The following is a 9,983-nucleotide window of genomic DNA, read 5'->3' on the forward strand; positions in this document are numbered from 1 at the left end:
GCGAAGATGGTTTCCGTGATGACGGCGCCGCCGAACAGCCGTCCGACTTCGACGCCCAGCACGCTCAGCAGCGGGATGAGTGAGTTGCGCAGCACGTGGCGCGCAAGCACCCGGCGCTCGGTGATCCCCTTGGCCCGTCCCGTCTGCACGTACGGCGCCCGCAGGGCGGCCTTGACGCTGGATTTCAACACGAGACTCAGAAACCCGATGTACGCGAGGCTCAAGGTGGCCGTTGGGAGGATCATCAGCCGGAGGTTCTCGAGCGGCTGTGCAAACAGCGGCGCGTATCCGCCGCTCGGCAGCCACCGGAGGGTCAGGGCAAAGAGAAAGATTAGCATGATGCCCAGAAGGAAGTTGGGAAGCGTCACCCCAGCGATGCAGAAGCCGGACACGGCGAAGTCCACCGCGCTCCCGGCGCGGACGGCCGCCGCCGTGCCGAGGGCGAGCGCCGCGGCCAGCGCGACGGCCATGGCCAGCAGCGTCAATTCCCCCGTGACGAGCAGGCGGTTTTCAACGGCGCGCGCAACCGGCTCACGATCGCGAAGCGACCGGCCGAGATCCCCCCGCGCGGCGCGCGACAGCCAGTCAGCGTACTGCACGTAGACGGGCCGGTCCAGCCCCAACTCATGCCGAAGCCGCTGCGCCGTCTCAGGATCGGCCTCCCGGCCGAGCATCAACACCACCGGGTCGCCCAGAAAGGCGTGAACCAGGGCGAAGACCGCAGCCGTGAGCAACACGCCCATCGGGATGATGGCGAGCAGACGCTGGACGATGTACCGTGCCAACGCGGTTAGAGCACGCCGGTCATTTGGCGATCCACAGATCGCGGTAGCGCGGCACGGAGTCCGGGATCCAGGCGAAATTCTGGACCGTGGTCCGCGTGGGCTCGTACTCCGGCACGTAGAAGAACCACACGTACGGCGCGTCGTTGATCACGGTTTGCTCGATCTCTCCGTACACCTTTTTCCGGATCGCACGGTCGTAGGACGAGCTCGCGTCGCGGAGCAGGCGGTCGACGCCCGAGTAGCTCGTGGAATTGGCGAAGTTACCCGTGTAGAACAGGATCCGCAGCAGTCCGTCGGGGTCGCCGCGGAGCGTCCAGTCCGTCCGGGCCCAGTTCAACTTCGCGGCCAGCACCTGCTGGTACATGTCGGCCGGGTTGACCGGGTTGATTGTGATATTGACGTTGATCTTCCTGAGCTGCTGCTGCAGCAGCTCGGCAAACTGGAGGCCAAGCGGGGTGTTGTCCGTCGCGAACTCGCCGGAAAAACTCCCGCCGGTGCCGGCCTCGGCCAGCAGGCTCCTTGCCTTGGCGGGATCATACGTGTAGCCCTTGACGCCGTCGTTGTACCACCAGACGTTGGAAGGCGTGGGACCCTTGGCGACCGCCCCGCGACCGCCGAGCATGACCTTGACGAACTCCTCCCGATCGACGCCGTACGCGATGGCCTGCCGGAGCGCCTTATTATTGAAGGGCGGCCGGTCCACGCGCCACTGCGTCGCCCACCAGTGGCCGGACGGGTTCTCCGTGATCACCTTCACGTTTTGGGCGCGCTCGAGGCCGGGGATGTCCTTGGGGTCGGGCGAACTGGCTGTGTCGAGTTCTCCGGTGCGGACCATCGTCCCACGGACGGCCGGATCCGGGATCACCCGGAACACGATGCCGTCGAGGTAGGGTTTGCCCTGCTCCCAATAACCGGTAAAGCGTGTGAGGGTGACATGGTCGTCAGAGACCCATTCGACAAACTGGAACGGCCCCGTGCCCACCGGCCGGCGCCCGAGATCCCGGCCGTACTTCTGCCAGGCCGCGGGCGACACCATGAATCCCGGCCGCTCCGCCAGCGCCGCGAGCAGACCGGGATACGGCTGCTTCAATCGGAATACGACCGAGGCCGGACCGGCCACGTCCACGCTGTTCAGGAACGGCTCCATCTGCCGCCGCTGCGGCGAGTTGTTGGCCGCGTCGAGAATGAAATCCATGTTCCACTTCACCGCGGCGGCGTCGCAGGCCGTCCCGTCGTGGAACCGCACGCCCGGCTGCAGCTGGAACGTAATGACCCTGCCGTTCGGTTCGATCTTCCACGAGCGGGCCAGTTCCGGAACGATCTCGAACGACGGATTGACGGCGACGAGCGTGTTGAACACGGCGTACATGACGTGCCGCTCGGCGAAATCCACCGAGTAGTGCGGGTCGAGTGTATGGGCGTTGGGAATCCAGCCGACCCGAAGCGTCCCCCCGCGCTGCGGGGCGGGGGCGGCTTCCGCGCCGCGAAGCCCGCGGCTTTTCGTCAGCGCATGCCCCATCGCGGCGGCCGCGGTTGTGCGCAGAAATTCTCGGCGTCTCATGCTCCCCACCTCCCTATGCAAGCCGAATCTTGACGGTCTTCGGTCCCTGGAACAGGATCTCGTTGCTCTTCGCGATGAGTGCGTCGAGATTGCTGGTCACCTTCCCGATCCGCGCAACGTATAACTCTCCCTTGTCATCCCGCCACTGGCTCGTCCCGTAGATGAACGCCACCTTGTAGAGCTGGTACCGCGGGTCGTCGTAATAGATGAGATCCCCGGGCTCGAGCCACGTGGCCCGGTTCTCGACCATGCCAAGCCTGAGCGGGTAGTTCTTCTCTGTGCGCCAGGCAGCCCCGGACCACCGTACATGAATCGTCCGATCCTCGATCGGCAACCGTTGGAGCAGCGCCGCCACCGTCCGCGGCGCTCGATCGTCCCACAGCTCCGCCCCCGCCGTCACCCCGTCGAGTTCGATCCTCACCTGCCCCATCGATCCCTTCCTCCCCCCGATGTCCGCTTGCACCGTAGGTAGTGCTACCGCATCACGCAGGGATCCTGGGTGCCACTCGAAAGTTCCACCCATACGCTCTTCACCTGAGTGTACTCGTCGAGGGTACCGCGCCAGTTCTCCCGCCCATGGCCGCTCGCCTTGTACGCGCCGAACGGCGACGCGGGAGACACGGGGCGGAGGGCCCCCTGTCTTCTGGGTTGATTGGGCTCGGTATATCTATGTATACCAGCTCAAAAACGATTCTCGGCGAGCGGGTGGTCATCCTGCCAGCATGCTTTCTGAGGCTTTGTGAGGCGGCGGCCGCGGTTGCAAGTTCGACCGCGATGTCCGTACTATTGACTACAATAAAAGAGCTATGGTATGCAACAGAAGGCACCGGTGTACCAGTTTCAGAGTCCTGACAACATCCGACAGCAGCTCATCCGCTGCGGCTGGCCATGCCCAACTAAAGTTAGGCAGGAGACATCATGACGGACGACCACGGACTAGCGGAACTGGCGACTCTTCGACTGAAACACGATAAGCAGAAGGCCCTCAGCGAGACCGTCTACCATACCCTGCGCGAAGCGATCCTCCGGAACCTACTCACCCCGGGCTCGGTCATGAACGAGCGCGTGTTGGCGCACGCGTTAGGGGTGAGCCGGACTCCGGTCCGGGAGGCGCTGCAGCAACTCACCATGGAGGGATTCCTCACGGGAATCCCCCGCCAGGGGCTGATTGTCACGGACCTCAGCCTCAAGGATATCGAGGAGATCTACATGATGCGGGCGGTGCTGGAAGGCGCGGCGGCGCGCATGTCGGCGCAAACGATTTCACCGAGCGAGCTCATCATCCTTGAGGACATATGTGCCCAAATGGCGATGGCGGTGGAACAGGATGATGTGGAACGGTTCCTGGCCTTGAACGCGCGGTTCCACGAGTTTCTCTGTAGCACCGCGCGCAACAGGCGGCTCACGGAACAGGTGCTCCGGTTGTATGACGCCGTGCGCCCGATCTGCCGGACTTCACTCGCCGATCCCGCTCGAGCACGCAAGTCGCTCCAGGAGCACGAAGCACTCGTTGCGGCCATCCGGCGACGTGACGCCGACGAAGCGGAGCGTTTGGCGCGCGAGCACATGACCCAAGCGATGTTGGTGCAAATGAAACTGCATCAGATGCAGCGGATGGACCTGGTCACGCGATGAACGCCTGGGATGGCCTCGTTGGCGCGGACGAACTCGAAGTGTATCGCCGCGCCGGCTACGGCCACATCCCCTCAGAGGGCCGGCGGCCGGCGGTGCTTGTTGTCGACATGGAGTACAATTTCGCAGGCGACAAGCCGGAGCCAATCCTCTCGTCTATCTGCAAGTTTCGGAACAGTTGTGGCGAGATCGCGTGGCGGAGCATCCCGAAGATCGCGCGGTTGCTGCGGATCGCCCGAGCCCGCGGCGTGCCGATCGTGTACACCCACGGGTTCCCGCGGGGGGCGGGCGCGACGCGCCACGAAGCCCGGATGGGAACCGACATCGTGCGGGAGCTCGCCCCGCGACGGCACGATGCCGTATACCGAAAGTCCGCCGCCAGCGCGTTTTTCGGCACGCCCTTGGCCGGCCACCTGATCGGCCTCGGCGTGGACACCATCTTGGTGACCGGATGTACGACCAGCGGCTGTGTCCGGGCATCTGTCGTAGACGCCCACGACTACCGGTTTCGCACAGTCGTTGTTGAAGACTGCATCTTCGATCGGGCCCCGACCCCACACCGCCTCAATCTGTTCGACATGGCACAGAAATACGCGGTGGTTCGCCCGTACTCGTATGTCGAGGAGTGGCTGGGACACGTCCGAACCCAGCGCTAGGGCTCGTCGCCGTCCTGGGGGTCGATGCTGCGCTACGGCTACCCGTTCCTCGACCAAGCGCCGTGGATCGCCTTCGCCCCCGGCCAGGCGATCATGCTGACGATCCTCGGACTCAACAAGCTCGCCGACGGGGCCCGGGATGCGTTTGATCCACGCTTGCGCACGTGACCCGTGAGCCCCCGCGTAAGCGTCCGACGGATGTGATGTGGCGCGATACACCACCAAACGAAGGGAGGACACCATGAAGAGAGTGGAGATCGAACTCAGTGGCGTCAAGGTCCGCGCGGTGCTCTACGAGGACAAGGCTCCGGTGACCGTCGCGGCGTTCTGGAAGTGCCTGCCGTACGAGGATCGCGTGACTCACGCGAAATGGTCCGGCCAGATGTTCCACACAAACACCGATTTCAAGATGGAGATCGATACCTCGCAGTGGGGCCTCGGGCTGGAGAATCCCGTGGGCTTTCAGGCGCCGGGCGACATCGTCTACCTGCGGGCCGCCAAGGAAATCGCGATCGCCTATGGCGAGGCGCGGTTCTCGTGGGTGATCGGCCCGATGTACGTCACCGCGCTCGGCCGGATCGAGGGCGATCTCACGGAGTTCGCCAAAAAAGCGGATCGGCTACAGTGGGACGGTGCGGGGCAGTTCGCCATCCGGCCGCTCGCCGACGCATGAGTCGGGAAGGAGCCTGAGAGAAATGAAACCGATTGTGATCGAGTTCGACGGGCACACGCTCAAGGGCGCGCTGCTGGACGACCTAGCCCCGGAGATCTGCAGCCGGATCTGGCAGGCGCTGCCGCTCGAGGGACAGACCACGAACACGGTCTGGAGCGGCGACATGCTCCGCCTCTGGGTGAAGATCCCGGAACCGGAGCGACCGGAGAACGTCGCGCAACTCCACAACCCTGGGGACATCCTGTTCATCCCCAAATGGAACGGGCTCCGGCTCGTCTACGGCCAGGCGAGGATGCAGGGCTCCTCGGGGGCCTTCCCGGTCCCGCGCGTGGGCCGGATCGAGGGGGACATCGTGAGCCTCGCCGAGTTCGGGCGCAAGATCGAGTGGGAAGGTGCTCGGCCGATGCGTATCAAGCGGGGATAGCTCCGGTGGGGGGACGGCCGCGCGAGATTCGCTCGAAGCCAGGATCCCGCTGGGGCGACTCGGGTCGCCCGAGGAGATCGCCCGTGTGGTCCTCTTTCTCGCATCCGACGACTCGTCTTTCATGACGGGAGAGGAAGTTGTCGTTGATGGCCGGAATGACCCGGGTATGATCCGGTTCGGGCAGGTGAGATTGACGTCCCTGACGCTCTTTGGAGTCTCAATCAAGGCGGCGAATACTAGATGGCGAAGAGCCAAGGCTCAGGCAACCTGTCCGGTGAAAAGGACCGCAACAAATTCGGTTTCTAGAGTGCAGGGTCGCGACCGCCTTGACGGTCACCAACTCGCGTTTCCCATCGGCACATGAGGATCGTCGCCTGGAACTGTAACATGGCGTTGGATCGCAAATTTGACGCCCTGCTCGATATCGAGCCGGACATCGCGATCGTCTGTGAGTGCGCTGAGCCAGAGCGCTTTCGTGCGCGCGCAAAATTCTATCGAACGGAACATGATCCGGTCTGGATCGGGCAGAACCTCAACAAGGGCTTGGCTGTCTTCACCTTCAATGGATACACGGCGCGTTTGTCGAACCCGTACTATCGGACGCTTCGCTACATCGCTCCCGTTCATATATCTGGGCCGGTTGAGTGCAATGTGTTGGCCGTGTGGGCCCAGAACGCAAGTGGGGGCGTCACCCGGAAGAATCAAGCGGGCCCGCTCCACATGGCGCTCACCCGATACAAGAGGTTTCTCGCCGACCGCCCGGCCATCGTTGCGGGCGACCTAAACAGCAATGCTATTTGGGACAAACCGGGATGGCGCATCAATCACATGGCGAAGGTGGAAATGCTGGAAGGCCTCGGCCTTGTCAGCGCCTACCACACCGTCCGCGGCGAGCCTCATGGTCGGGAGACCATTCCGACGCTGTACTGGAGGGACCGCACGAAGGACGGCCCGACATATCACATAGACTATGTGTTTCTCCCCAATCGTTGGATCGACAGAGTCAAGGATCTTAGCCTTGGCACATTTGAGGACTGGTGCGGTTCCGGTTTGAGTGACCATGTCCCGATCATCGTAGACATCGACGTCTGAGCCAGGACTCAAGCAAATGGCGAGTCGCCCTTTGAGCTCATGTGCCACTCGTCAGACGACGCGGTGCGTCTCGCGGATTAGTCCTCTCCGAAGAAGCGGGTCCTGGTCATTTCCTCTATAGGCAGGTCCGGCCCGCAGAACAAATGGTCCGGCACTCGAGACCGGTCTTCCGCGAACAACGGGAACGCGCGAGCCCGGCGGGCTTCGCCTTCTGTTCCCCTCGTGTAGAAGAGATCCCTGAACCACCGCGTGACCTCGTGCATCACACCATAGTGATGATCGTGCTCGTCCGCGTAAGCATGCCCGGCAGCATCCCAGTGCTCATGGCTAAAGAGATGATCGCGTAGGACGCGTACATCCCGCACAGTCAGCGATTGACCCTGGCCATGCGAGGGATCGTTCGACGCCGCGGCATCGCCGATCAACGCGACGCCATTCCCGTACGGGTGTTCCGCCCATGTGTCGGCGCCATCGAACGTGGCCAGCGGCCCGGCAGCACGCGCGCCGGCGTAAAACTCAGCCGGGGCTCCGGTCTCTAAAGATGCCGTGACAAACTGGGGGATATCGCCCTCGCCCTGGAAGCGCCGTCCGGAGTCTTGTTGATAGATCAGGTAGGCTCGAACTCTGCCGCGTCCTTGAGGGAACAAGAGTACTCGTTGCCCGAGATCCGCGTTGAACACAGTATACGAGGTATCGTCAGCCACTGGCATGTCGTCAAACAGCAGTCCGGCTATCAGCAGGCGTTCAGGATCCCGACGGACAGTGAAGCGGCCCCACTTACGCGTCATCGAGTTCCTGCCGTCGGCGCCCACGATCAGGCGTGCCTGAGTTTCATCGACACGCCCACCACATTCAATCACAACGGACGGCCGTTCGCCGGGGCGCACGTCGCGGACGACGGCTCCACGGCGCACCTCGGCCCCAGCGGCTACCGCCGCCTGGAACAAGACTTCTTGCATGACCGGATGGTAGAAGGTGAACTCGGACGCGCCTTGACGGGTCGTATTCGGGAGGTCCCGGTGCAGGATCAACCGTGGGCCGTCGTACATGTCCCACCATGGCAGTTCGTGTCCGCAGCTCGCGCGAAGTAAATCGTAGATACCCAACCGCCGTGCTTCCGCGACACCCCAGGGATGCATCTGTTCGCCGCGCACGCGGTCCTTAAATCGCGTCTCGCGCTCGAGCACAAGCACACGAGCCCCCCATTCGGCCAGGGCCTTGCCCAGCGTCGAACCGCCTAGCCCCCCTCCGACAACCACAAGATCATAACTGGACACCGTTGCCGGACCTCCCCTCCCCTACCTGGAGCCAATCCGTCATCCGCCCTCGAACAGGTTCTGCAACGGTTTCTGTTAGTACAACCTCTCCCTGTAGCTTCGGGCGACATACGCTTCTGACTCTTCTACCGAGACCGTCTTAGTTTGCTCCGCAAGGATACGTCCGTGCGACGGGAATGTCGACCGGTCTACGTACGTCATCGGGTCCCACAAACGTGACCGCATCAGGGCTTTCCCGCAGTGAAAGAAGACCTCCCGGACGCTGACTCGTATGACGGCCAAGGCAGGTTTGCCGTTGACGGTGAACTCGGTGCAGAGTCCTGGATCCTGCAGAATGGTGGCCGTCCCGTTGACCCGCAACGTTTCGTTAAAGCCCGGCACAAAGAAGATCATCCCGACACCTGGGTTGGAGAGGATGTTTCTCATCGTATCGATGCGGTTGTTGCCGGGGCGATCGGGGACGAGCAGCGTGTGATCATCGGGGACCCGCACAAATCCCGGCTGGTCCCCTCGCGGCGACGCATCGGCGTGCCCCTGGTCGTTGCACGAAGCGAGCACGAAGAACGGTGACAGCGCAATGAAGTTCTTGCAGAAATCGTCGAGGCGATCGAGCGCCTTCAGCCTCGCGGCCGCCCGAGGTTCTTTATAGACCTGCCGAAGATTTTCAAGACCGATGATCGTTCGAGGCTCTCTCTGGGACATAACGCGTTCCTCCTGGAACTTCTTGATAACGGTCGGGTGCGTATCGAGTAGCTAGCAACCCGGTTGCTTCCTCGACGTTGATGGCCTGCACTAGTACGCCCTCCTGCCCATGGGGTAAGTACGCCTGACACTGGCCCGACGGGGCGATGAGGCTTGTCGCCGATTCTTGGAAGCGCAACGCATAATTGACACTGGCAAAGTAGATCGTGTTCTCCATGCTGCGAAGCATCATCGCCTTCTCATAGTACGGCCCGTCGCTTGCGCCCCACTGCGTCAGACGGACACCTTCTTGATCACTCCCCGTGTGGTGAGGATGAAAGACGATTTTCGCGCCCCGCACCGCCGCCCATCGCACCGTCTCAGGATAGCGCCAGCCCTCATGGCAAATCACCACTCCAAACTTCATCCCTTTGATCTCGAAGAGTCGCCGGGTATTGCCGGGCACATAGAACTGATCTTCGGTCGGGTCTAGTTGGTTCTTGGTTTGGTATCCTTGAATCTGGCCCCAGGCGTCAATGACGAAGGCGGCAATCTGCCGGCCCGCCTCCGTGAGCCTTTCCATCCCGAGGATAGTGGCCACCGCATACGTTCGCGCCCACTGCGCCACGGTCTCGAGCACCCGTTCCTGCTGTATCCAATCAAAAGGTAATACCTCAAAATCCTGTCCGCGCAGACCTGGGAGATAGGCCTCCGGGAAACACACGATCTCCGCGTCTTGGGCCGAAGCTTCGGACAGGAGCCGTTTGATCTTGTCTAAGCCCTCCTCAAGGGTTGAGGCAATGCAGGGCGATGCCAGGGCAATGATCACGGATGACCCCCGATGAAATAGATTCGACTAAGCTCATTAAAGCATCTTCCGCATCTGATACCTAACTGTTTCGAACCCTTGCTTCTCCCAGAATGCTGAGGCGGCAGGGTTGTCTACACGAACATAAAGCCTCACATAGCGGATGCCTCGGTGAGCAAACCAATCAAAAATCAGCCGGGCGAATCCTCTACCATGTCCACGACGGCGGAACGGTGGTGCTATGTAGAAGTCCCCAATGTAGCCAAGCCTTTCCCACACCGGGTCTTCTAGCAATTCCGTCTTCGCAAAGCCGATGACGGTTTCATCAAGTTTGGCCCACCACAGAAACCTGTCTGTACTCTGGTTCCAGAACTCATCATCGAAGTACTTGGAA

At 62.2% G+C, this 9,983-nt stretch carries 15 protein-coding genes; 7 read left to right on the top strand and 8 right to left on the bottom strand.

Going from position 1 to position 9,983, the window contains the following annotated elements; genetic code table 11:
• From VFP86_00080 to VFP86_00095, 4 genes are all read right to left on the bottom strand, one after another.
• The coding region (locus VFP86_00080; protein HET8998022.1) for an ABC transporter permease at positions 1-785 on the bottom strand (785 nt) is incomplete at its 3' end.
• Between the two features lie 19 nt (positions 786-804).
• Positions 805-2,346 (bottom strand): ABC transporter substrate-binding protein, encoded by a 1,542-nt coding sequence (locus VFP86_00085; protein HET8998023.1) that lies wholly within the window; start codon positions 2,344-2,346, stop codon positions 805-807.
• A 13-nt stretch (positions 2,347-2,359) separates the two neighbouring features.
• The gene (locus VFP86_00090; GenBank protein HET8998024.1) at positions 2,360-2,776 is read right to left on the bottom strand and encodes a DUF3830 family protein; all 417 of its coding nucleotides are present in this window, start codon (positions 2,774-2,776) and stop codon (positions 2,360-2,362) included.
• Positions 2,777-2,820: 44 nt separating this feature from the next.
• Positions 2,821-2,967, bottom strand: a complete 147-nt coding sequence (locus VFP86_00095) for an aldehyde dehydrogenase family protein (protein ID HET8998025.1) — start codon at positions 2,965-2,967, stop codon at positions 2,821-2,823.
• A 297-nt stretch (positions 2,968-3,264) separates the two neighbouring features.
• Here VFP86_00095 and VFP86_00100 point away from each other — a divergent pair, with 297 nt between their 5' ends.
• From VFP86_00100 to VFP86_00130, 7 genes are all read left to right on the top strand, one after another.
• Positions 3,265-3,981, top strand: coding sequence for a GntR family transcriptional regulator (locus VFP86_00100; protein HET8998026.1), 717 nt, complete (start codon positions 3,265-3,267; stop codon positions 3,979-3,981).
• Positions 3,978-4,634, top strand: coding sequence for an isochorismatase family protein (locus tag VFP86_00105; GenBank protein ID HET8998027.1), 657 nt, complete (start codon positions 3,978-3,980; stop codon positions 4,632-4,634). The genes VFP86_00100 and VFP86_00105 overlap by 4 nt, the downstream gene beginning before the upstream one ends.
• 24 nt (positions 4,635-4,658) lie before the next feature.
• A complete protein-coding gene (locus tag VFP86_00110; protein HET8998028.1) occupies positions 4,659-4,802 on the top strand; it encodes a hypothetical protein in 144 nt (47 codons plus the stop codon).
• Positions 4,803-4,875: 73 nt separating this feature from the next.
• A complete protein-coding gene (locus VFP86_00115; protein HET8998029.1) occupies positions 4,876-5,307 on the top strand; it encodes a DUF3830 family protein in 432 nt (143 codons plus the stop codon).
• A gap of 22 nt (positions 5,308-5,329) precedes the next feature.
• The gene (locus VFP86_00120; protein HET8998030.1) at positions 5,330-5,731 is read left to right on the top strand and encodes a DUF3830 family protein; all 402 of its coding nucleotides are present in this window, start codon (positions 5,330-5,332) and stop codon (positions 5,729-5,731) included.
• Complete coding sequence (locus VFP86_00125; protein ID HET8998031.1) at positions 5,700-6,095, top strand: SDR family oxidoreductase; 396 nt, start codon at positions 5,700-5,702, stop codon at positions 6,093-6,095. Before VFP86_00120 ends, VFP86_00125 begins: the two co-directional genes overlap by 32 nt.
• A gap of 23 nt (positions 6,096-6,118) precedes the next feature.
• Positions 6,119-6,823, top strand: coding sequence for a hypothetical protein (locus VFP86_00130; GenBank protein ID HET8998032.1), 705 nt, complete (start codon positions 6,119-6,121; stop codon positions 6,821-6,823).
• A 77-nt stretch (positions 6,824-6,900) separates the two neighbouring features.
• Here the strand turns inward: VFP86_00130 and VFP86_00135 are convergent, their stop codons facing one another.
• The 4 genes from VFP86_00135 to VFP86_00150 all read right to left on the bottom strand — a co-directional run.
• Positions 6,901-8,100: an FAD-dependent monooxygenase gene (locus VFP86_00135; GenBank protein HET8998033.1), complete on the bottom strand. Its 1,200-nt coding sequence runs from the start codon at positions 8,098-8,100 to the stop codon at positions 6,901-6,903.
• A gap of 75 nt (positions 8,101-8,175) precedes the next feature.
• Positions 8,176-8,802 (bottom strand): pyridoxamine 5'-phosphate oxidase family protein, encoded by a 627-nt coding sequence (locus VFP86_00140; GenBank protein ID HET8998034.1) that lies wholly within the window; start codon positions 8,800-8,802, stop codon positions 8,176-8,178.
• On the bottom strand, positions 8,765-9,610 hold the full coding sequence (locus tag VFP86_00145; protein ID HET8998035.1) for a carbon-nitrogen hydrolase family protein: 846 nt from the start codon (positions 9,608-9,610) through the stop codon (positions 8,765-8,767). The genes VFP86_00140 and VFP86_00145 overlap by 38 nt, the downstream gene beginning before the upstream one ends.
• Before the next feature lie 36 nt (positions 9,611-9,646).
• A partial coding sequence (locus VFP86_00150) for a GNAT family N-acetyltransferase (protein HET8998036.1) occupies positions 9,647-9,983 on the bottom strand: 337 nt, incomplete at its 5' end.

The organism is bacterium (assembly GCA_035703895.1).
In the GTDB taxonomy this organism is placed as follows: Bacteria; Sysuimicrobiota; Sysuimicrobiia; order Sysuimicrobiales; family Segetimicrobiaceae; genus Segetimicrobium.